This is a genomic window from Jatrophihabitans sp., from assembly GCF_046262535.1.
In the GTDB taxonomy this organism is placed as follows: domain Bacteria; phylum Actinomycetota; class Actinomycetes; order Mycobacteriales; family Jatrophihabitantaceae; genus Jatrophihabitans.
Genome location: NZ_JBHEMO010000032.1, coordinates 1 through 20,174 on the forward strand (window position 1 = coordinate 1; position 20,174 = coordinate 20,174).

The 20,174-nt window shown below is 70.9% G+C and carries 22 protein-coding genes; 9 read left to right on the forward strand and 13 right to left on the reverse strand.

Annotation, left to right across the window (positions count from 1 at the left end; all coding sequences use genetic code 11):
• From ABR571_RS05115 to ABR571_RS05150, 8 genes are all read right to left on the reverse strand, one after another.
• Positions 1 to 201: biotin carboxylase N-terminal domain-containing protein (locus tag ABR571_RS05115; RefSeq protein ID WP_409452109.1), on the reverse strand; the 201-nt coding region annotated here is incomplete at its 3' end.
• 256 nt (positions 202 to 457) lie between these two features.
• Entirely contained in the window at positions 458 to 2,056 is a 1,599-nt protein-coding gene (locus ABR571_RS05120) for an acyl-CoA carboxylase subunit beta (RefSeq protein WP_409452110.1), read from the reverse strand.
• Positions 2,057 to 2,126: 70 nt separating this feature from the next.
• Complete coding sequence (locus tag ABR571_RS05125; RefSeq protein ID WP_409452111.1) at positions 2,127 to 3,278, reverse strand: acyl-CoA dehydrogenase family protein; 1,152 nt, start codon at positions 3,276 to 3,278, stop codon at positions 2,127 to 2,129.
• Complete coding sequence (locus tag ABR571_RS05130) at positions 3,275 to 4,951, reverse strand: acyclic terpene utilization AtuA family protein (RefSeq protein WP_409452112.1); 1,677 nt, start codon at positions 4,949 to 4,951, stop codon at positions 3,275 to 3,277. Before ABR571_RS05130 ends, ABR571_RS05125 begins: the two co-directional genes overlap by 4 nt.
• On the reverse strand, positions 4,948 to 5,739 hold the full coding sequence (locus ABR571_RS05135; RefSeq protein WP_409452113.1) for a TIGR03084 family metal-binding protein: 792 nt from the start codon (positions 5,737 to 5,739) through the stop codon (positions 4,948 to 4,950). Before ABR571_RS05135 ends, ABR571_RS05130 begins: the two co-directional genes overlap by 4 nt.
• Before the next feature lie 31 nt (positions 5,740 to 5,770).
• A complete protein-coding gene (locus ABR571_RS05140; protein ID WP_409452114.1) occupies positions 5,771 to 6,205 on the reverse strand; it encodes a mechanosensitive ion channel domain-containing protein in 435 nt (144 codons plus the stop codon).
• Positions 6,206 to 6,333: 128 nt separating this feature from the next.
• On the reverse strand, positions 6,334 to 7,083 hold the full coding sequence (locus tag ABR571_RS05145) for an SDR family oxidoreductase (protein WP_409452115.1): 750 nt from the start codon (positions 7,081 to 7,083) through the stop codon (positions 6,334 to 6,336).
• Positions 7,080 to 7,406 (reverse strand): hypothetical protein, encoded by a 327-nt coding sequence (locus tag ABR571_RS05150; protein WP_409452116.1) that lies wholly within the window; start codon positions 7,404 to 7,406, stop codon positions 7,080 to 7,082. Before ABR571_RS05150 ends, ABR571_RS05145 begins: the two co-directional genes overlap by 4 nt.
• Positions 7,407 to 7,509: 103 nt before the next feature.
• Between ABR571_RS05150 and ABR571_RS05155 the strand changes: the two genes are divergently transcribed.
• Genes ABR571_RS05155 through ABR571_RS05180 form a run of 6 tightly spaced genes read left to right on the forward strand, consistent with a single transcriptional unit; the run spans position 7,510 to position 13,436 of the window.
• Entirely contained in the window at positions 7,510 to 8,385 is an 876-nt protein-coding gene (locus ABR571_RS05155; protein WP_409452117.1) for a Rossmann-like and DUF2520 domain-containing protein, read from the forward strand.
• Positions 8,382 to 9,206, forward strand: coding sequence for a pantoate--beta-alanine ligase (panC, locus tag ABR571_RS05160; RefSeq protein WP_409452118.1), 825 nt, complete (start codon positions 8,382 to 8,384; stop codon positions 9,204 to 9,206). The genes ABR571_RS05155 and panC overlap by 4 nt, the downstream gene beginning before the upstream one ends.
• Positions 9,203 to 10,894 carry an L-aspartate oxidase gene (locus ABR571_RS05165; RefSeq protein ID WP_409452119.1) on the forward strand — a complete coding sequence of 564 codons (1,692 nt, stop codon included), beginning with the start codon at positions 9,203 to 9,205 and terminating at the stop codon, positions 10,892 to 10,894. The genes panC and ABR571_RS05165 overlap by 4 nt, the downstream gene beginning before the upstream one ends.
• A complete protein-coding gene (gene nadC, locus ABR571_RS05170; protein ID WP_409452120.1) occupies positions 10,887 to 11,726 on the forward strand; it encodes a carboxylating nicotinate-nucleotide diphosphorylase in 840 nt (279 codons plus the stop codon). The genes ABR571_RS05165 and nadC overlap by 8 nt, the downstream gene beginning before the upstream one ends.
• A 10-nt stretch (positions 11,727 to 11,736) precedes the next feature.
• Positions 11,737 to 12,501: a type III pantothenate kinase gene (locus tag ABR571_RS05175; RefSeq protein WP_409452121.1), complete on the forward strand. Its 765-nt coding sequence runs from the start codon at positions 11,737 to 11,739 to the stop codon at positions 12,499 to 12,501.
• Between the two features lie 14 nt (positions 12,502 to 12,515).
• Positions 12,516 to 13,436 carry an LLM class F420-dependent oxidoreductase gene (locus ABR571_RS05180; protein WP_409452122.1) on the forward strand — a complete coding sequence of 307 codons (921 nt, stop codon included), beginning with the start codon at positions 12,516 to 12,518 and terminating at the stop codon, positions 13,434 to 13,436.
• A gap of 70 nt (positions 13,437 to 13,506) precedes the next feature.
• Here the strand turns inward: ABR571_RS05180 and ABR571_RS05185 are convergent, their stop codons facing one another.
• Genes ABR571_RS05185 through ABR571_RS05200 form a run of 4 tightly spaced genes read right to left on the reverse strand, consistent with a single transcriptional unit; the run spans position 13,507 to position 17,054 of the window.
• Positions 13,507 to 14,124, reverse strand: a complete 618-nt coding sequence (locus ABR571_RS05185; RefSeq protein ID WP_409452123.1) for a response regulator — start codon at positions 14,122 to 14,124, stop codon at positions 13,507 to 13,509.
• Positions 14,121 to 15,338 (reverse strand): sensor histidine kinase, encoded by a 1,218-nt coding sequence (locus ABR571_RS05190; RefSeq protein WP_409452124.1) that lies wholly within the window; start codon positions 15,336 to 15,338, stop codon positions 14,121 to 14,123. Before ABR571_RS05190 ends, ABR571_RS05185 begins: the two co-directional genes overlap by 4 nt.
• A gap of 19 nt (positions 15,339 to 15,357) precedes the next feature.
• Positions 15,358 to 16,119: an ABC transporter permease gene (locus ABR571_RS05195; RefSeq protein WP_409452125.1), complete on the reverse strand. Its 762-nt coding sequence runs from the start codon at positions 16,117 to 16,119 to the stop codon at positions 15,358 to 15,360.
• A complete protein-coding gene (locus ABR571_RS05200) occupies positions 16,119 to 17,054 on the reverse strand; it encodes an ABC transporter ATP-binding protein (RefSeq protein ID WP_409452126.1) in 936 nt (311 codons plus the stop codon). Before ABR571_RS05200 ends, ABR571_RS05195 begins: the two co-directional genes overlap by 1 nt.
• A gap of 147 nt (positions 17,055 to 17,201) precedes the next feature.
• On the opposite strand from ABR571_RS05200, the gene lysS reads away from it, so the two are divergent.
• Positions 17,202 to 18,653, forward strand: coding sequence for a lysine--tRNA ligase (gene lysS / locus ABR571_RS05205; protein ID WP_409452129.1), 1,452 nt, complete (start codon positions 17,202 to 17,204; stop codon positions 18,651 to 18,653).
• A gap of 123 nt (positions 18,654 to 18,776) precedes the next feature.
• Positions 18,777 to 19,118: a histone-like nucleoid-structuring protein Lsr2 gene (locus tag ABR571_RS05210; protein ID WP_409452127.1), complete on the forward strand. Its 342-nt coding sequence runs from the start codon at positions 18,777 to 18,779 to the stop codon at positions 19,116 to 19,118.
• A gap of 14 nt (positions 19,119 to 19,132) precedes the next feature.
• On the opposite strand, the gene ABR571_RS05215 is transcribed toward ABR571_RS05210, so the two are convergent.
• Complete coding sequence (locus tag ABR571_RS05215; RefSeq protein ID WP_409452128.1) at positions 19,133 to 19,846, reverse strand: dienelactone hydrolase family protein; 714 nt, start codon at positions 19,844 to 19,846, stop codon at positions 19,133 to 19,135.
• A gap of 221 nt (positions 19,847 to 20,067) precedes the next feature.
• On the opposite strand from ABR571_RS05215, the gene ABR571_RS05220 reads away from it, so the two are divergent.
• Positions 20,068 to 20,174 (forward strand): Clp protease N-terminal domain-containing protein (locus ABR571_RS05220; RefSeq protein WP_409452130.1); only part of this gene is annotated, 107 nt, incomplete at its 3' end.

Consider the following 20,174-nt stretch of genomic DNA (forward strand, 5'->3'; position numbering starts at 1 on the left):
GATGATCAGGTCGACCCGCAGGTAGGTCTCGGCCGGGGTCGCGCCGGGGAGCCGGACGGCGGCGTCGGCTTCCGCGACGTGTGGCGCGGCGGCGTCGGGGTCGGAGAAGACGGCGACCGTGCCGAGGCCGAGCGTCCGGCACGTGCGAAAGACCCGCCGCGCGATCTCACCTCGGTTGGCAACGAGGACGGTGGTGATCATGGGTGGGCTCCGGTTGTCGTCCGTGTCCGGCCGGGGAGTGTTGTTCGGCCGCCTTTGCTCTGCTCAGTGAGGCTGAGCACTTGCTCCGCGCCACCGAGCAGAGCAAGTGATGCGGCAGGGCCTTTGCTCTGCTCAGTGCTGCTGAGCATTTGTTCAGTCGGAGTGAGCAGAGCAAAGGCGCCGGAACAGCACCTACCGGCAGCGGGACCGAGCCAGCCAGCGCCGCTCACAGCGGGACCGAGCCAGCCAGCGCCGCTCACAGCCGGAACACTCCGTAGCCGCGCGCCCCTTCGACGGGCCCGTTGTGCACCGCCGAGAGCGCGATCCCGAGCACCGTCCGGGTGTCGCGCGGGTCGATGATCCCGTCGTCGTAGAGCATCCCGGACAGGAAGGGCGCCATCGACTCCTTCTCGATCTGCGCCTCCACGTACTGCCGCATCTGCGTATCCGCCGCCTCGTCGTAGGCCTGACCCCGCGCCTCGGCCGACTGCCGGGCCACGATCGACAGAACGCCGGCGAGCTGGGCCGGACCCATGACCGCCGACTTGGCCGACGGCCAGGTGAACAGGAACCGCGGCCCGTACGCGCGTCCGCACATGCCGTAGTTGCCGGCACCGTAGGACGCGCCCATCGTCACCGTCAGGTGCGGCACCCGCGAGTTGGACACCGCGTTGATCATCTGCGCCCCGTGCTTGATGATCCCGCCGCGCTCGTACTCGGCGCCGACCATGTAGCCGGTGGTGTTCTGCAGGAAGATCAGCGGCACGTCCGCTCGATTGGCCAACTGGATGAACTGCGCCGCCTTCTGCGCCTCCTCGCTGAACAGCACGCCGCGGGCGTTGGCCAGGATGCCGATCGGGAAGCCGTGCAGCGACGCCCAGCCGGTCACCAGCGACGACCCGTAGAGCGGCTTGAACTCGTCGAAGTCCGACCCGTCGACGATGCGAGCGATCACCTCGCGGGGGTCGAAGGGCACCTTGAGATCAGTGGGGACGATGCCGAGCAGATCCTCGGCGTCGTACAGCGGCTCGGCGGGGGAGGGCTTCGGCGCCGGTCCCTGCTTGCGCCAGTTCAACCGGCGGACGATGTCGCGGCCGATGCGGATTGCATCCTGCTCGTCCGCCGCGTAGTAGTCGGCGAGGCCGGACGTCCGCGCGTGCATCTCGGCCCCGCCGAGCGACTCGTCGTCCGACTCCTCACCGGTTGCCATCTTCACCAAAGGCGGTCCGGCCAGGAACACCTTCGACCGTTCCTTGATCATCACCACGTAGTCGCTCATGCCGGGGATGTACGCGCCACCGGCGGTCGAGTTCCCGAACACCAGCGAGATGGAGGGGATGCCCGCCGCCGACAACCGGGTCAGGTCGCGGAAGATCTGCCCGCCCGGGATGAAGATCTCCTTCTGCGTCGGCAGATCAGCGCCGCCCGACTCGGTCAGCCCGATGACCGGCAGCCGGTTCTCCAGCGCGATCTCACCGGCCCGCAGCGTCTTCTTCAGCGTGTACGGATTGGACGCGCCGCCGCGGATCGTGGGGTCGCTGCCGTTGATCATGCACTCGACGCCGTTGACGATGCCGATGCCGCAGACCACTGACGCGCCGACCGTGTAGTCCGACCCCCACGCCGCGAGCGGCGACAACTCGAGGAAGTGCGAGCCGGGATCGATGAGCAGCTCGACCCGCTCGCGGACGAGCAGCTTGCCGCGCTTGTGGTGGCGGTCGATGTACTTCTCCCCGCCGCCGGCGACCGCCTTCGCGTGCTCGGCCTCGATCGCGGCGATCTGCTCCAGCAGGGCCGCCCGGTTGGCGGCGAACTCCGGCGTGGACGGATCGACCGCCGTCTTCAGGATTGTCACCGCTTTGCACCTTTCAGCGCTGTAAAACCGGCCGAAAAACCGCCCTGAAAGGTGGAAAGCCGGGGTGGGGTCACGACGTGTAGCCCAGCGTCTTGGCGGCCAGCCCGGTCAGGATCTCGTTCGTCCCGCCGCCGATGCCCATGATCCGCATGTCGCGGTACTGCCGCTCGACCTCGGACTCGCGCATGTACCCCATCCCGCCGTGCAGTTGCACCGCCTGGTCGACCACCCACATGCCGGCCTCCACCGCGGTGTTCTTCGCGAAGCACGCCTCGCGGATCAGATTGGTCTCACCCTCCGCGGCGCGCAGCGCGACCGACCGCGTGTACACCCGCGCCACCTCGATGCGCCGCGCCATTTCCGCGAGCGTGTTCTGCACCGGTTGGCGGGAGATGAGCGGACGGCCGAACGTCTCGCGCAGCCGGCACCACTCGACGGTCAGCTCGAGGCACCGCTGGGCACACGAGTAGGACTGCACGGCCAGCCCGATCCGTTCGGACACGAAGTTCTGCGCGATCTGCACGAACCCGGTGTTCTCCGCACCGACCAGGTTGACCGCCGGCACGCGCACATCCACGTACGACAGCTCCGCGGTGTCCGAGCACAGCCAGCCCATCTTCTCCAGCTTGCGCGAGACAGTGAAGCCGGGCGTGCCCTTCTCGACCACCATCAACGAGATGCCGTGGGCGCCGGCCACACCGGTGCGCACCGCCGTGACCACGAAGTCGGCTCGCACGCCCGAGGTGATGTAGGTCTTGGCGCCGTTGATCACGTACTCGTCGCCGTCGCGGTTGGCCGACGTACGCAGGTGCGCGACGTCGGACCCGCCGTCCGGCTCGGTGATCGCGAGCGAGCCGATCAGCGAGCCTTCGATCGTCGGACGGACCCACCGCTCGATCTGCGCAGCGTCCCCGGCCGCCACCAGATGCGGCAGCGAGATCCCGGACGTGAACAGCGACGCGAACAGCCCACTGGCCGCGCCGGCGTAGTGGAGCTCCTCGGCCAGCACCAGTGCGTCGATCGCGCTGCCGCCGCCGCCACCGACCGACTCGGGGTAGGACAGCCCGATGAGCCCCAGCGACGCAGCGCGCTTGTGCAGCGAGCGGGGCAGTTCGCCGGACCGCTCCCAGTCGCCCTGGAACGGCAGCACGTCGGAGCGCACGAAGCGGCGGACGGTCTCGCGCAGCGCCTGGCGCTCCGGTGTCGCGAACCGGTCGGTCACAGCAGGACCTCGGGCACGTCGACCACCCGCGAGCGCAGCCATTCGCCGATCGCCTTGGCCTGCGGGTCGTGCCGCGCGTTCGACGCCACGCCCTGCCCGAGCACGTCCTCGACGACGAAGTTCAGCGCCCGCAGATTGGGCAGGGCGTGGCGCGTGACGGGCAGCGCCGCCGTCTCGGGCAACAGCCGCTGGAACTCGGCCACCGTCAACGCCGAGGTCAGCCAGCGAAACGCCTCGTCGGTCCGCGCCCATACGCCGACGTTCGCCGAGCCGCCCTTGTCCCCGCTGCGGGCACCGGCCACCAATCCGAGCGGTACCGCTCGCGTCGGCCCGGCCGCAACCCCGGCGACGGGCGGCTCGGCCACCGGCGCCAACTCGAGGACGTCGGTGGCCGGCACGATATCGACCCGTGCCCCGTCGGGGTGCACGGCGACGTGCGGCACCTCCGACGCCGGAACGTAGGCCGCGCTGAAGACGCCGTACGGGGACGCCTCGCCCGGCGGCGCCGTGACGTGGAAGCCGGGGTAGGAGGCCAGGGCCAGTTCGATCGCCGCGCCGCTGAACGCGCGGCCCAGGGCTTTCGGGTCGATGCCACGCACGACACAGTGCAGCAGCGCGGCGGCCTCCTCCTGCACCGCGGCGTCGGGGTGGTCGGTGCGGGCGAGCGTCCACGTCGCGTCCAGCGACGCGAGCTGCGACCGCAGCCAGTCGGCCTTCGCCTCGATGTCCAGGCCGGTGAGGACGAACGTCACCTCGTTGCGGAAGCCGCCGAGCGTGTTCAGGCCGACCTTCAGCGTGGGCGGCGGTGGCTCGCCCCGCACGCCGCTGATGCGCACCCGGTCCGGACCGTCGTCGGACAGCGTGACGGTGTCGAAGCGGGCTGTGACGTCGGGTCCGGCGTACCGGGCGCCGCCGATCTCGTAGAGCAGCTGTGCGGTGACCGTGCCGACGGTGACCGCGCCGCCCGTGCCCGGGTGCTTGGTGATCACCGACGAGCCGTCGGCGTGGACCTCGGCGATGGGGAAACCGAGCGGCCGGTCCAGCGCCGGCAGCTCGCGGAAGAAGGCGTAGTTGCCGCCGGTGGCCTGCGGCCCGCACTCGATGACGTGCCCGGCGATCACCGCACCGGCCAGCTCGTCGTAGGACGTCCGCGTCCAGCCGAAGTGCGCGGCCGCCGGACCGACGACCAGCGACGCGTCGGTGACCCGCCCGGTGACGACGACGTCCGCGCCCGCCGCGAGGCAGTCCGCGATGCCCCACGCGCCGAGGTAGGCGTTGGCCGCCAGCGGCTCGCCGAGCCCGAGTTCACCCGCTCGCGCGCGCAGGTCGTCGCCCTCGACGTGCGCGACCGCGACGTCGATGCCGAGGTTGTCGGCGAGGATGCGGACGGCGGCGGCCAGGCCGGCCGGGTTCAGCCCGCCCGCGTTGGCGACGATCCGCACGCCCCGCTCGAGCGCCGTCCCCAACGTGGACTCGAGGTGGCGCAGGAAGGTCTTGGCGTAGCCGAGCTTGGGGTCCTTGAGCCGGTCGCGGCCGAGGATCAGCATCGTCAGCTCGGCCAGGTAGTCACCGGTCAGCACGTCGATCTCGCCGCCGGTCAGCTGCTCGTACATGGCCGACGCGCGGTCGCCATAGAACCCGGATGCGTTCGCGATCCGCAGCGGCGCACTCACGCGAACTGGCCCTTGACCCGGCCGTCGCCCGGCGGCCCCGCGAACGCCTGGGCGATGTCGAGCCACTCGTCGGCGTCGGCGCCTTCGGCCACCAGCGCGAGATCGTCGCGGTGGCGCCGCTGGGTGACCAGCAAGCAGAAGTCCACGGCGGGCCCGGTCACCCGATGCAGCGCGTCCTCGGGTCCCCACGTCCAGACCTCGCCGGACGGGGCCACGAGCTCGACCTGGAACGGCTCGGTGGGAACGGCCCGATCGCGGACCACATACGCGAAGTCGCGGGTGCGGACGCCGATGTGGGCCACGTGCCGCAGCCGGTCAGTGGCCGGGCGGGCCACGCCGAGGGCGTCGTACACGTCCTGCGCGTGCGCCCACGTCTCCATCAGCCGAGCAGTGGCCATCGAGGTGGCGCTCATCGGCGGTCCGAACCAGGGCAGCTTGGTGCCGTCCGGTACCGCGGTCAGCGCGTCGGTCAGCTTGCGGCGCCCCGTCCGCCACGCCGCCAGCAGGTCCGGCGTCGGCTGCAGCGACCACTCGGCCGCAGCGCGGTCGACGTAGCCGTCGAACTCGCCCAGGGCCTCCTGCAGCGCCGCGCCGAACGCGTCGGCGTCAGTGGCAGCCAGGAGGGCGATGTCGTCGGTCCAGGCCAGGTGCGCGATCTGCGTGGCGATCGTCCAACCGGGCGCCGGCGTCTCGGTGCGCCACTGATCCTCGGCCAGGCCGGCGACCAGCCCGTCCAGCTCGTCGGACTCCGCGTTCAGATCGGCGAGGACGCCGGCCAGGTCTACCACCCGGCGAGCGTGGCACGCGGCTGGAGAAGAATCAAGCCTGCATGATTGTTTTTGGCGAGCCGGGCAGCATCCGGCTGTTCGGGACGACGAGCAGCCCCGACCCGGTGCACAGCGTGGTGTTGGCCAGGCCGACGCGCAGGATCTCGGCCTCGAGCGGGCCGCCGTCCTCGGTCGCGGGCAACCGCACCCGCTCGCCCGGCGAGAACGGGCGGACGACCAGCAGCGTGACGCCGGTCAGGACGTTCAGCATCGGGCGGTGGGCGACGACGGCGCCGAGCACGGCGACCGCCAGCGTGATCCCCAGCACAGCGAGCAGGGGAAGGCCGATCAGTACCGAGGTGAGCGCGGCGGCGCCGATGACGACAACGGCGGACAGAATCGGAACGGTCAGCCGGACAGGGGACGCTGCCGCCCGCTCGCGGCGGGCGACAGTCGCCCGGCGAGCGTCAGCTCGAAGCTCTGCCATTCGCGTCACCATCCCTGTGTAGCAAGGGATGCCCACCGATTATGCCCGGCGCTCACCCACATGCCAGAGGCTTCGGTGACCCTGCTCACCGCGGTCAGTCCGGTGTCACACCGGGCGGCGGTCGGCCGTCAGGCGAGGCGACGGATCAGCCGCAGCGGCGCGTGGCGCACGACCACCGACAGCGGCCGCCACGGCCAGGCCGGCACGGCCGCCGTCGCCACCTCGCGGTCGATCGCGCGCACCATCGCCCGCACGCCCTCGACCGTGCCGGCCATCAGCGGTGTGGGCTGGGCGACCTGGTCGTTCATCTCGGAGCGGATGTAGCCGGGGAACAGCGTCGTCACCTTGATGGGCCGGCCGATCATCTCGGCCCGGATCCCCTCGGCGATCGCCGCGATCCCGGCCTTGGACGCCGAGTACGCCGTCATCGACTTGGGCAGGCCGCGCAGCGCGGACACCGACGAGATCACGACGAGATGACCCGCGCCGGCCGCGCGGAAGTGCTCCATCGCCGCCTCGCACTGCGCCAGGGCGGACAGCAGGTTCGTGGTGATCGTCTGCTTGTTGACGTCGAACCGGCCGGTGCCGACCGGCGCGCCCTTGCCGAGCCCGGCGTTGACGATGACGCGGTCGATGCGGCCGAGGTGGTCGGCCGCATCGCGGAAGACGCGGAAGACCGCGTCGTGGTCGTCCACGTCGAGCCCGCGGATGACGACCGTGCTTGCCGGTGACGCGGCCGCGATCTCGTCGCGCAGGTCCTCGAGCCGGTCGATGCGCCGCGCGCAGAGGACCAGGTCGGCACCGCCCGCGGCGAACTGCCGCGCCATCTCCGCGCCGAGCCCGGAGCTCGCGCCGGTGATCAGGATCCTCTTGCTCATCCCTCGAACGGCCAGCCGTGTTCGGACGCGGCCTTGGCCTGCTGGCCGCGCAGCTCGAGGTGCTGCGCCGTGAGCTCGACGACCTTTCTGACGTCCACGCCGGTCTGGTCGGCCAGCAGGAAGACGCCGTAGGCGAGCTCGCCGAGGCGGTTGCTCCAGTCAGCGGCCGGACGGAAGGGGCGACGGCCGCGGTCGGTGCCGTTGGTCACCGTCGCGGTGAGTGCGCCGAGCAGCGTCTGCAACTCGAGCAACAACGTGGGTACGGGAGCGTGCAAGTCGGCGGTGTCGGCACTCTGCGCCACCCGCGCCTGGAGGTCGGTCACCCCTGCCAACTTACCGGCCGGCCAGGCCGCGATGCCTACCGCAGTACGCTCGCAAGCGTTCTGCCGCGCCCCGTCCTGCCCCCACTTCTGCGAGGTCTCGCACGTGAGCAATCCGCGACCGGCGCGGCTGCGCGTCGGCGTGATCGGCGCCGGTCGGGTCGGCAGTGCGCTCGGCGCCGCGCTGGGTCGCGCCGGGCACGAGGTGGTGGCCGCCAGTGGCGTGTCCGAGCAATCGCGGCAGCGGGCTGAGCGCTTCCTGCCCGACGTCGAGTTGATGCCGGCCGATGAGGTGGTGGCGCTGGCCGACTTCGTGCTGCTCGCCGTGCCTGACGACGTGCTGCGCCCGCTGGTGGTGGGCCTGGCCGACACCGGTGCCTGGCGCTCGGGCCAGTTGGCCGCGCACACGTCGGGCGCGCAGGGGATCGGCGTGCTGGACGCGGCCGCGGCCCGCGGGGTGCTGGCGCTCGCCCTGCATCCGGTGATGACGTTCACCGGGCGGCCGGAGGACCTCGATCGGCTCAGTGGCGCAACGTTCGGTGTGACCGCGCTGGACGAGTTGCGCCCGGTCGCCGAGTCGCTGGTCGTCGAGATGGGCGGCGAGCCGGTGTGGGTGCCGGAATCGGCCCGGGCGCTCTACCACGCGTCACTCACCATCGCGTCCAACCACCTGGTGACGCTGGTGAACGACGCGCTTTCGTTGCTGTCCGGTGCCGGCGTGGCCGAGCCTGGCCGGCTTGCGGCACCGCTGCTCAGCGCCTCGCTCGACAACGTCCTTCGCCTGGGCGACGCGGCCCTGACCGGACCGGTCTCGCGTGGCGACGTCGCGACCGTGAGCGCCCACGTCGCCACGTTGCGCCGGGCCGCCCCCGACGTCCTGCCGTCGTACGTGGCGATGGCGCGGCGAACGGCCGAACGCGCGCGGGAGAGCGGTCGGCTGACCGAGGCGCAGGCCGCCGCCGTCCTGGATGCGCTGTCGTGAAGGTCGTCCGCAGCCGGTCCGAGTTCGCCGCCGTCCGCGCGTCATTGGCCGGGCCGGTCGGCCTCGTGCCGACCATGGGGGCGTTGCACGCCGGCCACGCCGCGTTGCTGCACGCCGCGCGGGCCGAATGCGCCGCCGTGATCACGACCAACTTCGTCAACCCGATGCAGTTCGGCCCGACCGAGGACCTCGCGCGCTACCCGCGCACGCTTGATGCCGACCTGGCGATCTGCGAAGCGGCGGGGGTGGACGTCGTGTGGGCGCCGGCCGTCGAGGACGTCTACCCGCACGGCACGGCGCAGGTCACCGTGCAGCCGGGACCGATCGGCGACCTGCTCGAGGGCGAGGTCCGGCCCGGGCACTTCGCCGGCGTCCTCACCGTCGTCGCCAAGTTCCTCAACCTCGTCCGTCCCGACCGGGCGTACTTCGGTGAGAAGGACTACCAGCAGCTGACGCTGATCCGGCTGATGGCCGCGGACCTCGACCTGGGCGCGGAGATCGTCGGCGTGGAGACGGTGCGCGAGCCCGACGGGTTGGCGCTGTCCAGCCGCAACGTCTATCTCAGCGCGGAGGACCGGCGTCATGCGCTGGCGCTGTCGCGCGCCCTGTTCGCCGGGCAGGCGCGGGCGGCCGACGGCGCCGTTTCGGTGATCACGATTGCGACCGGCGTCCTGGCCGCCGAAGCCGGCCTGGCCGTCGACTACCTCGAGCTGCGCGGCGCCGACCTCGGCGAGATCCCCGAGCACGGGCCGGCCCGGCTGCTGGTGGCCGCACGGGTCGGCACGACCCGGCTGATCGACAACGTCGGGCTCGTCCTGTGAGGCTGCCGCGGCGGTTGGCCGCGCCTGATCCGGGGTGGGACGTCGAGACGGACGTGGTCGTCGTGGGCTCGGGGATCGCCGGGCTGACCACGGCGCTGCAGATCAGCCGGCAGTCCTCGCTGCGGGTGCTGCTGGTGACGAAGGACGTTCTCGCCGCCGGATCGACGCGGTGGGCGCAGGGCGGGATCGCCGCGGCGCTCGGCGCCGGTGACTCGCCCGAGGACCACTACGCCGACACGATCGCCGCCGGCGCCGGCGTGTGCGACGAGGTCGCGGTGCGCGTGCTCGTGCGCGAGGGGCCGGCCGCCGTGCGTGAACTCGTCCAGATGGGTGCGCGCTTCGACCGCGCCCACGACGGCGAGCTGTCGCTGACCCGCGAGGGCGGCCACCATCGCGACCGGATCGCGCATGCCGGCGGCGACGCGACCGGTGCCGAGATTCAGCGGGCACTGGTCACCCGCGTCCTCGATGCCACTGATGTGTCGGTGATCGAGCATGCGCTCGTGCTCGACCTGCTGCTCGGCACCGACGGCGCGATCGCCGGACTCACCCTGCATGTGATGGGCGAGGGGCAGCGCGACGGGGTCGGCGCGGTGCGGGCCCGGGCCGTCGTCCTCGCGACGGGCGGCATCGGGCAGGTCTATGCGTCCACCACCAACCCGAGCGTGTCGACCGGTGACGGTGTGGCCGCCGCGCTGCGGGCCGGCGCCGCCGTCCGCGATCTCGAGTTCGTCCAGTTCCATCCGACGGTGACGTGGCTGGGCGCGCGCTCGCGGGGGCAGCAGCCACTGGTCAGCGAGGCCGTCCGTGGCGAGGGTGGCGTCCTGGTCGACGACGACGGCGTGCCCTTCATGCAGGGGCAGCATGAGCTGGCCGACCTCGCCCCGCGCGACGTGGTCGCCAAGGCGATCCTGCGCCGCATGCGTGAGACCGGCGCCGAGCACATATGGCTCGACGCCCGGCGCTTCGGTGCGGAGAAGTGGCGGGTTCGGTTCCCGACCATCCACGAGACCCTGCTGTCGCTGGGCATCGACCCGGTGCGCGAGCTCATCCCTGTCGTGCCGGCCTGCCACTACGCGAGCGGCGGCGTGCGCACCGACCTGGTCGGCGAGTCGTCGCTGCGCGGGCTGTTCGTCTGTGGCGAGTCGGCCTGCACCGGCGTCCACGGGGCGAACCGGCTGGCGTCCAACTCGCTGCTCGAGGGACTGGTCTTCGGGCACCGCATCGCCGAGACGGTGATCGGCCGTCTGGGCGAACCGGCGCCGCCGCCGCCCGAGGTCGCCCCGGCGCCCCCCTCCGGCATCCTGCTGCACGAGTCGGCCCGCTCCGAACTGCAGACGCTGATGTCGCGCGACGTCGGCGTGCTGCGCGACGCGAAGGGGCTGCACGCCGCCACCGACGGGCTGGCCGCGCTGGCCGAGCGGGACGGCGGCGTCGCGGGCACCGAGGCGTGGGAGACGACGAACCTGCTGACCGTGGCCGCCGCCCTCGTCCAAGCTGCGTCGTTGCGCGAGGAGACCCGCGGCGCGCACTGGCGCGACGACTTCCCCGAGCGCGACGATGCGCTCTGGCGCGGTCAGCTGGACACCACACTGACCCCCGACGGAACTCTCACCACGCGCTTTGCACCTTTCAGCGCTGCTGAGCGGGCCGATTTACCACCCGGAAAGGTGCAAAGCGGTGAGTGAGCTGGATCCGGACGTGGTGGACGAGGCGGTCCGGCGCGCGCTGGCCGAGGACCTCGGCGCCGGTGGGGACGTGACCACCACGGCCACTGTCGACCCGGGCACGCTCGGCACCGCGCAGCTGGTGTCGCGCCAGCACGGAGTCCTCGCCGGGCTGCCCGTCGCCGCGCACGCCTTCGCCGTCGTCGGCCAGGGCCGGGTCGTCATGGAACTCGGCAGCGCCGACGGCGCCCGCGTCGAACCGGGTGAGCTGCTGGCCACCGTCCGCGGACCGATGCGCGACCTGCTCACCGCCGAGCGCACGGCGCTGAACTTCCTCGGCCACCTGTCCGGCGTCGCGTCACTCACCCGGCGCTGGGTGGACGCGGTCGAAGGCACCGGCGCGCGCATCCGCGACACCCGGAAGACCTTGCCCGGGCTGCGCGTCCTGGAGAAGTACGCGGTGGTCTGCGGCGGCGGCCTGAACCACCGCATGTCGCTCTCGGACGCCGCGCTGGTCAAGGACAACCATGTGGTCGCGGCCGGCGGGGTCGTCCCCGCGTTCGAACGCGTCCGCGCCGCGCACCCGGGCCTGACGATCGAGATCGAGGTCGACACGCTGGCGCAGGCCCGTGAGGTCATTGACGCCGGCGCCGACCTCGTCCTGCTCGACAACATGGACCTCGCCGACATGCGCGCAGCGGTCGAGTACGCGGCCGGCCGGGCGCGCCTCGAAGCGTCGGGCGGCCTGGCCCTCGAGAACGCCCGCGCGGTCGCCGAGACCGGCGTCGACTACCTTTCGATCGGCGCGCTGACCCACTCCGCGCCGGTGCTCGACATCGGGCTCGACATCTAGGGACGGACGCATGCTCCTGGCCATCGACGTCGGCAACACCAACACCGTCATGGGGGTGTTCGACGGCGAGACGCTGCTCAACTCGTGGCGCATCAAGTCCGACGCTCGTAACACGGCCGACGAGCTCGCGCTCACGTTCCGGGGTCTGCTCGCCGACATCCCGGTCTCGGGCATCGCCGCGTGCTCCACGGTGCCCGCCGTGCTGCGCGAGCTGCGCACGATGCTGGCCCGCTACTACTCCGACGTCCCCACCGTGCTCGTCGAACCGGGCGTGCGGACGGGAGTCAGCGTCCTCACCGACAACCCGAAAGAGGTGGGCACGGACCGCATCTGCAACACCGCCGCCGCGCATCACCTCATCGACGGGCCGTGCATCGTCGTCGACTTCGGCACCTCGACCAACTTCGACTGCATCAGCGCCCGCGGCGACTTCCTCGGCGGGGCGCTCGCGCCGGGCATCGAGATCTCCCTGGACGCGCTCGCGTCACGGGCCGCCCAACTGCGCAAGGTCGAGCTCGTCGCGCCGCGCAGCCCGATCGGCAAGAACACCGTCGAGTCTCTGCAGTCGGGCATCCTCTACGGCTTCGCCGGACAGGTGGACGGCATGGTGCGCCGGCTGTCGCTCGCGCTCGCGCCCGACGACCCGGCGTCGGTGCAGGTGATCGCGACTGGCGGGCTGGCGACCTTGGTCGTCGACCACAGCGAGACAGTGACGCGATACGAACCCGAACTCACGCTGCTCGGCCTGCGCCTCATCTACGAGCGGAACCGTTAGCTAGGTTCGAAGGCATGGACTTGCGCATCTTCACCGAGCCGCAGCAGGGCGCTTCGCACGAGGACCTGCTCCGCGTGGCCAAGGCGACCGAGGACCTCGGCTTCGACGCCTTCTTCCGTTCTGACCACTACCTGTCGATGGGCAGCGGCTCGGGCCTGCCCGGTCCGAGCGACGCGTGGCTGACCCTCGCTGCGCTGGCCCGCGAGACGTCGCGCATCCGGCTCGGCACCCTCGTCAGCCCGGCGACGTTCCGCCTGCCCGGCCCGCTGGCCATCTCCGTCGCCCAGGTCGACGACATGAGCGGCGGCCGGGTCGAGCTCGGCCTGGGCGCCGGCTGGTTCGATGCCGAGCACAGCGCGTACGGCATCCCGTTCCCCGAGGTCGGCGAGCGCTTCGCCCGGTTCGCCGAGCAGGTCGAGATCGTGCACGGCCTGCTCACGACACCGTCCGGCGAGAAGTTCTCCTTCGACGGGACGTATTACCAGTTGACCGACTCGCCCGCGCTGCCCAAGCCGGTGCAGTCCCCCCACCCGCCGCTGATCCTCGGAGGAGCCGGCAAGAAGAAGGGCGCCGCGCTGGCCGCGCGCTTCGGCGACGAGTACAACGTCTCGTTCCAGCCGGTCGGCGCGACCGCCGACGTCATCGGCCGGGTGCGCGAAGCGGCGCAAGAGACCGGCCGCGAGCTCGTCTACTCCGCGGCGCAGGTCCTGTGTGTCGGACGGGACGAGGCCGAGCTCGGGCGGCGGGCCGCCGCCATCGGGCGCGATCTCGCCGAGCTGCGCGAGAACGGCCTGGCCGGCACGCCGAACGAGGTGGTCGACCGGATCGGGCAGTTCGCCGAGGTCGGGGCCACTCGGCTGTACCTGCAGGTGCTCGACCTGTCCGATCTCGACCACCTCGAGCTGGCCGCCGGTGAGGTGCTGCCGCACGTCTGACGGGGCAGATCTTCCTGCACCGGGAGCCTCCCGCGGCCACAGGTCCAGGAAGATCAACTCGGCGAGCGCGTCACAGCCAGCCGCGCTCGTCGGCCACCCGCACCGCCTCGACCCGGTTGCGCACGCCGGTCTTGGCGATGGCCGCGGACAGGTAGTTGCGCACCGTCCCCTCCGACAGGAAGAGCTTGGCGGAGATGTCGGCGACCGTCGCCCCGTCGCGCGCGGCGACCAGGACGTCGCGCTCACGCCCGGTCAGCGGCGATGCCCCTCCGGCCAGCGTCGCCGCCGCCAGCCCGGGATCGACCACTCGCTGCCCCTGCGCCACCCGCCGCACCGCGTCGGCCAGCTGCTCGGCCGGGGCGTCCTTCACCACGAACCCGGAGGTCCCGGCCTCCATCGCCCGCCGCAGGTACCCGGGCCGGCCGAACGCGGTCAGCATGATCACCTTGCAGCCCGGCAGCTCGTGGGCGAGTGCGGCCGCCGCGGCCAGCCCGTCCACCCCGGGCATCTCGATGTCCAACAGGGCGACGTCGGGACGGGCCCGCAGCGCCGCCGCGACCACCTCGTCCCCGCGCCCCACCTGCGCGACCACCTCGAAGTCGTCCTCGAGCTCGAGCAGCGCGGCCAGCGCGGTGCGGACGAGATTCTGATCGTCAGCCAGCAGCAGCCGGATCGGACCGGTGGTCACGGCCGGCGATCCGCGGCTGCACTCGCCTCGGCCGGCCGGCCGGCGGGACCCGCGTCGAGCGGGTCAGGCGCGGCGAGCGCTTCCAAGGCGTCCAGGGGCACTTCGGCGCGCACCCGGAAGCCGGCGAGGCTGCCCGACACCGACAGCGTCCCGCCGATCGCCTCGAGCCGCTCGCGCAAGCCACACAGACCGTTGCCCAGTCGGGGCACGCCGCCGCGTCCGTCGTCGACGATCTCCACCCAGTTGCGGCCGAGCGTGATTCGCACGTGCTCCGCCCGCGAGTGGCGCACCACGTTGGTCACTCCCTCGCGGACGACCCAACCGAACAGCTCCGACAGGGCTGGGTCGGCCTCCGCGACCGAGGCGGGCAGCTCCGAGATCGTCCCGGCCGCCCGCAGCACCTCGCGCGCCGTCGCGAGCTCGCCGGCCAGCGTCACCTCGCGGTGGGCCGAGACCGCCACGCGGACGTCACCGAGCGTGCGGCGCGACAGCTGCTCGACCTCCCTGATCTCGGTGAACGCCCGCTCTGTCTCCCCGCGTTCGGCCAGCCGCCGGGCCAGGCCGGCCTTGACGGTGATCGTCGTCAGCGAGTGGCCGAGCAGGTCGTGCAGGTCCCGGGCGATGCGCGAGCGCTCGTTCTCGGCCGCCAACCGGGCGACCTCGGCCCGGGCGGCGGTGAGCGCGATGTTCGACTGGACGATGCGGAAGAAGCCGAACATCGCGAGCGACACCAGCAGGATCGACAGCGCGGTGCTCCACGCTCCGGATGGGTCAAAGCCGGGCACCAGTCGCTGGAAGACATAGCTGCCCACCGACATCGCGATCACGATGTAAATGGACCCGCGCACGCGCGAGGCGACCGTGAGCACCGCGACATAGACCAGGAACACCAGCGCGTCGGCTCGGGCGAAGCGCAACTCCGCCACGGTCAGCGCCATTGCCAGCGCATAGAGGCCCCAGAACCACCGCAGGTGCCCCGTCCAGCCCATCGGCAGCGCCACGAGGTAGACGGCGGCGAAGGCGACGACGAGCACGTACCCGGTGACGGCCGACCCGCCGTGCGAGTGGGTGGCCACTCCGTTCACCGTCTGGCCGAGGTATACCAGCCAGAAGGCGGGGAAGAAGTAGCGCCGCCAGCCGGCGCCCCACATCCGCGCCATCTCCTCCAGCTGCGGATCCGAAGGCGTGATGCTGGCGCCGGCCGGTGTGCTCATGACGGTCTCGATTGTCGGGCTAGACGCGCTGCGTGTCGCGCCGGTAGGCCCACATCGCGAACACGGTGGCCGCCGCCGCCCACACGGCAACGGTCAACCAGCCGCGCGAACCCCACGGGTCGCTGCTGCCCCCGAGGCCTATCCGCCCGGCGCGGGTGAGCCAGAACGACGGCAGGCTCTTGCAGAAGTCGATGAAGAACCCGTGGCCGGTGAGGGGGAACCACGTGCCGCCGAGGAACGCGAACAGCGACGTGATGCCGCCCATGGCCGGTCCCATCGCGTCGACGGTCAGCAGGTGGCCGAGGGCAACGCCGAGGGCAGCGAAGGGGACGAGGGCCACGAGCACCAGACCGGTCATCGTGAACCAGTCACTGACCGGGTGGATCCGTACGCCGAGCGCCAGGCCGCTCGCGTAGAGCAGGACGATGGCGATGGCGGCCATCAGGTAACCGGTGAGGATCTTGGCGCGGAAGTAGGTGCGCGGCGTCATCGGGGTGAGTCGCAGCGTGCGGTTCCAGCCCACCTGCCGCTCCGCGGCGATGCGGGCGCCACTGGACAGCACCGCGATCATCGACCCGAATGCGAGCAGCCCGAGCATGTAGTACTGCGGCGCGAAGAGGTGGGTCGGGTTGTTCGGTGTGCCGCCGAAATTGTGGTTCTTGCGGTTCGGCAGTGCGAGCAGGAAGTACATCACCACCGGGAAGATGAGCGAGAAGATGAAGCTGCGCTTGTTGCGAACGGTGCGCAGCAACTCGTACTTGACGTAGGTCGTCGAGGTCATCAGAGATCGGTCTCCGGGGTGTCGGCCGTGAGTTGCAGGAAGGCCTCTTCGAGGCCGGCGCCGGACACCTCGATGTCGCGGGCCGCCGGGAAGGCCGGCAGCAGCGCGCGCAGCGCGCGGTCGGAGTCCGAGCAGTTGAGGATGACGCCGTCGCCGCGGGTGTCGACGTTGGTGACGCCCGACAGCGCAGCGAGAGCCTTCAGGTCGGCGCCGGGAAGCGTGGCCCGGATCGTGCGCAAACCCACGGTGGCCTTGATCTCGGTCGCCGGGCCGTCCGCGACGATCCGCCCGTGCGCCATCAGGATGATGCGGTCGGCGTAGGCGTCGGCCTCTTCCAAATAATGCGTGGCGAACAGCACGGTCTTGCCGCGGGCGGCGAACTCGCGCATGGTCGTCCAGAACTGGCGGCGGGCCTCGACGTCCATGGCCACCGTCGGTTCGTCGAGCACCAGCAGGTCGGGGTTGGAGATGAGCCCGATCGCGAAGCGCAACCGCTGCGTCTGGCCGCCGGACAGCTTCGTCGTCTTGCGACCCACCAGATCCTGGATCCGGGTCAGTTCGACGACTTCGTCGACCGGTAGTGGCGTCGGATACAGACTCGCCACCATCTTCAGCAGCTCGCGGACGTTGAGATCGGAGATCACCCCGCCCACCTGCAGCATCGCGCCGACGGCTCCGGCCGCCACGGCTTGCGCCGGCGACATGCCGAACAGCTCGATCGTGCCCGCGTCGGACGGCAACAGTCCGAGCAACATGTCGATCGTCGTCGACTTACCGGCCCCGTTCGGGCCGAGCAGGGCGACCGTCTGGCCGGCCTCGACCGTGATGTCGATGCCGCGCACGGCGTGCACCGGCCCTTGAGGGCTCTTGAAGGATTTGGTGAGACGCGACAACCGCAGCCCGGCGACGGCGGTATCGGCAAGATTCGTGGTCATGACGAGGAGCCTGCCGCATGCTCGATCCCGTCGGTAATGCCTTCACGACGGCAAACGCCGTGACATTCGTCAGCCAGGTGGCCGATAGGGTCCTTCACCGTGAGTGGTGAGCAGGCCGACGAGACGGCGGAGGATCTTCCCGAGCAGATGCGGGTGCGCCGCGAGAAGTACGACCGGCTGGTCACCGACCCGCAGCGGGCGCCGTTCCCGGTCGGCGTGCCGCGGACGTCCACACTCACCGAGGTGCGCAGTCGCTATCCCGAGCTTTCGGCCGGGACGGAGACGGGGGACGCCGTCGGCATCACCGGCCGGGTGATCTTCATCCGCAACACCGGCAAGCTGTGTTTCGCGATGCTCCGCGAGGGCGACGCCGAACTTCAGGTGATGCTGTCGCTCGACCGGGTGGGCGAGGAGTCGCTCGCGAACTGGAAGTCCGACGTCGACCTGGGTGATCTCGTCTTCGTGTCCGGCGAGGTCATCTCGTCCAAGCGCGGTGAACTGTCGGTGCTCGCCTCCGATTGGCGCATCACCGCGAAAGCGCTGCGGCCGTTGCCGGTGGCGCACAAACCGCTGTCCGACGAGACGCGGGTACGTCAGCGTTATGTCGACCTCATCATGCGCCCGGATGCGCGTCGCATGGTTTACGCCAGGGCGTCGGTTCTCAGTTCGCTGCGGCAGACGCTCAATTCCGTTGGTTACGCCGAAGTCGAGACGCCGGTGCTGCAAGTCGTGCACGGCGGGGCGGCGGCACGGCCATTTCAGACGCACCTCAACGCATTCGACCTCGATATGTCGTTGCGAATTGCCACCGAGTTGTACCTCAAACGGTGCATCGTCGGCGGAATCGAGAAGGTCTTCGAGATGGGGCCGGTGTTTCGCAACGAAGGGGTCGATTCGAGCCATTCGCCGGAGTACACGCTGCTCGAGGCGTACGAGGCCTACGGCGACTACGACACGATGGCCGCCCTCACCCAGCAGCTCGTGCTCGACGCCGCCTCGGCGGTCGGCGCGACGACCGGCACCGCCCTGGACGGGACGGAGATCCAGCTACAGGGCGAGTGGACGTCGATCACGCTGCACGAGGCGGTGGCGGGAGCGGTCGGCGCCGATGTCGACGCCGGCACCGACGCGGCGACCCTGCGCGCGCACGCCGATCGGCTGGGCGTTGCGCTCAAGCCCGACTGGACCGCGGGTGAGATCGCCCTCGAGCTGTACGAAAAGCTGGTCGAGCACACGCTGATCCAGCCGACCTTCGTCCGGGACTATCCGGCCGACGTCCGGCCGCTGGCCCGCCCACACCGTATGAACCCAGGGCTGACCGAGGCCTGGGACCTGATTATCGGCGGCATCGAAGTGGGGGTGGCCTATTCCGAATTGGCCGACCCCGTCGAGCAGCGGCGCCGGCTGGTCGAGCAGTCGATTGCCGCGGCGGAAGGCAATCCCGAGGCGATGGAACTCGACGACGACTTCCTGCGCGCGCTCGAATACGGGATGCCTCCGACGGGCGGAATGGGACTCGGCGTCGACCGGTTGGTGATGATCCTGACCGGCAAGGGAATTCGGGAAACGATTCTGTTCCCGTTGCTCAAGCCACTGTAGAGCGGCCAGAACCGGTTAAGCGGAATAGGCGTCGAACAGGCACGATTTTATTAACACCACCGGCCCGATGTTCGCTAAGGTCGCGAGTACCCGCAGATCACTTTGCACAGAATGGCTATTCCAATGGCACAGAAGACGATCGTTCAGCTCATCGACGACATCGATCAGGGCGTCGCTGAAGAGACCGTCAGCTTCGGCCTGGACGGTACGAACTACGAAATCGACCTGTCCGCCAAGAACGCCGCCAAATTGCGCGATTCGCTGGCGACCTACGTCGCAAATGCCCGCCGGTCGAGTCGGGGGGGCGGCCGCCCGAGCAGCGGGTCCCGGCGCGGCCGCAGCGCGCGGGGCGATCGTGAGCAGACCCAGGCGATCCGTGAGTGGGCCCGCAAGAACGGCCACAAGGTCGGCGAGAAGGGCCGCATCCCGGCGCAGATCCTCGAGGCCTACAACGCGCAGTCCTGACGCCGGCACGCGCCTCAGGTGAGGTGTTCGGCGAAGAACGACTCGATTCGCCGCCAGGCGTCGGGGGCGGCCTCCGGATCAGGACCGACGTTGACCATTCGCTGCAGTGCGTGTGTCGGCGCCGGCCCGAAGCACCGGTCGTTCAAGAAGGAATGCCCGGCGCTCGGATACGTCTTGATGTCGTTCTCGATGCCCAGCCGGTCCAGCGTGCGGGCCAGCTTCGGCCCGGCGCCGCGCAGGTACAGGTCCTTCGCGCCGTAGTTGCCGACCACCGGGCAGGCGCCTTGCAGCGCCTCTTCCATGTGGCGCGGCAGCTGGCCGTAGTTCGCCGCCGCGGCGTCCCACCCTCGATTGGCCACGACGAGGGCGAAGCCGCCGCCCATGCAGAAGCCGATGACGCCGACCTTGCCGGTGCAGCGCTCCTCCCGGCGCAGCTCCGCACGGGCCGCGTCGATGTCGGCGACCGCGCGGCCCTCGCCGGCCAGCAGCGCGCGGATCGTGGCGACCAAACAGCGGGCGGCGCCGCCGTCGGTGTACAGGTCGGGGGCCAAGGTCAGGTAACCGGCCGCGGCGAGCCGGTCGGCCTGCCGGCGCACGATGTCGTTGAGGCCCATCGACTCGTGGATCGCGACGACACCCGGCCAGGGGCCGGCTCCGGCCGGGACCGCGAGGTAGCCCTGTAGCTGTGGCGAGCCACCGTCCACGATCTCGATCTCGACGTCGGGCATGCGACTCCTCGGACGAACCGGCTTCGGACGAGGCAGGTTATCCGCTGCGCCGTTCGCTGTCAGCGGAGCGTGGCGGGCATCATCGGGCCCCCGGATTCGTTGGGGGAGGTAAATCGGCGCAATCTGCACGTGAACCGTCTGTCTTCTCGCCGGACTACAGTCGGTGGTACACGCCGACGTCAGCAATACCTGCAATTCAGCGGCGCGGAAGGAGCTCCCTGATGTTCGAACGGTTCACAGACCGCGCGCGGCGCGTCGTCGTCCTGGCTCAAGAAGAAGCCCGGATGCTCAACCACAACTACATCGGCACCGAGCACATCCTGCTCGG

Coding starts and splice junctions, on each gene's coding strand:
- ABR571_RS05145 (WP_409452115.1), bottom strand. CDS start 7,083: ATGAGCAAGAGGATCCTGATCACCGGCGCGAGCTCCGGGCTCGGCGCG.
- ABR571_RS05215 (WP_409452128.1), bottom strand. CDS start 19,846: ATGCCCGACGTCGAGATCGAGATCGTGGACGGTGGCTCGCCACAGCTA.
- ABR571_RS05190 (WP_409452124.1), bottom strand. CDS start 15,338: ATGAGCACACCGGCCGGCGCCAGCATCACGCCTTCGGATCCGCAGCTG.
- ABR571_RS05210 (WP_409452127.1), top strand. CDS start 18,777: ATGGCACAGAAGACGATCGTTCAGCTCATCGACGACATCGATCAGGGC.
- ABR571_RS05175 (WP_409452121.1), top strand. CDS start 11,737: ATGCTCCTGGCCATCGACGTCGGCAACACCAACACCGTCATGGGGGTG.
- ABR571_RS05180 (WP_409452122.1), top strand. CDS start 12,516: ATGGACTTGCGCATCTTCACCGAGCCGCAGCAGGGCGCTTCGCACGAG.
- ABR571_RS05140 (WP_409452114.1), bottom strand. CDS start 6,205: ATGGCAGAGCTTCGAGCTGACGCTCGCCGGGCGACTGTCGCCCGCCGC.
- ABR571_RS05200 (WP_409452126.1), bottom strand. CDS start 17,054: ATGACCACGAATCTTGCCGATACCGCCGTCGCCGGGCTGCGGTTGTCG.
- lysS (WP_409452129.1), top strand. CDS start 17,202: ATGCGGGTGCGCCGCGAGAAGTACGACCGGCTGGTCACCGACCCGCAG.
- ABR571_RS05195 (WP_409452125.1), bottom strand. CDS start 16,119: ATGACCTCGACGACCTACGTCAAGTACGAGTTGCTGCGCACCGTTCGC.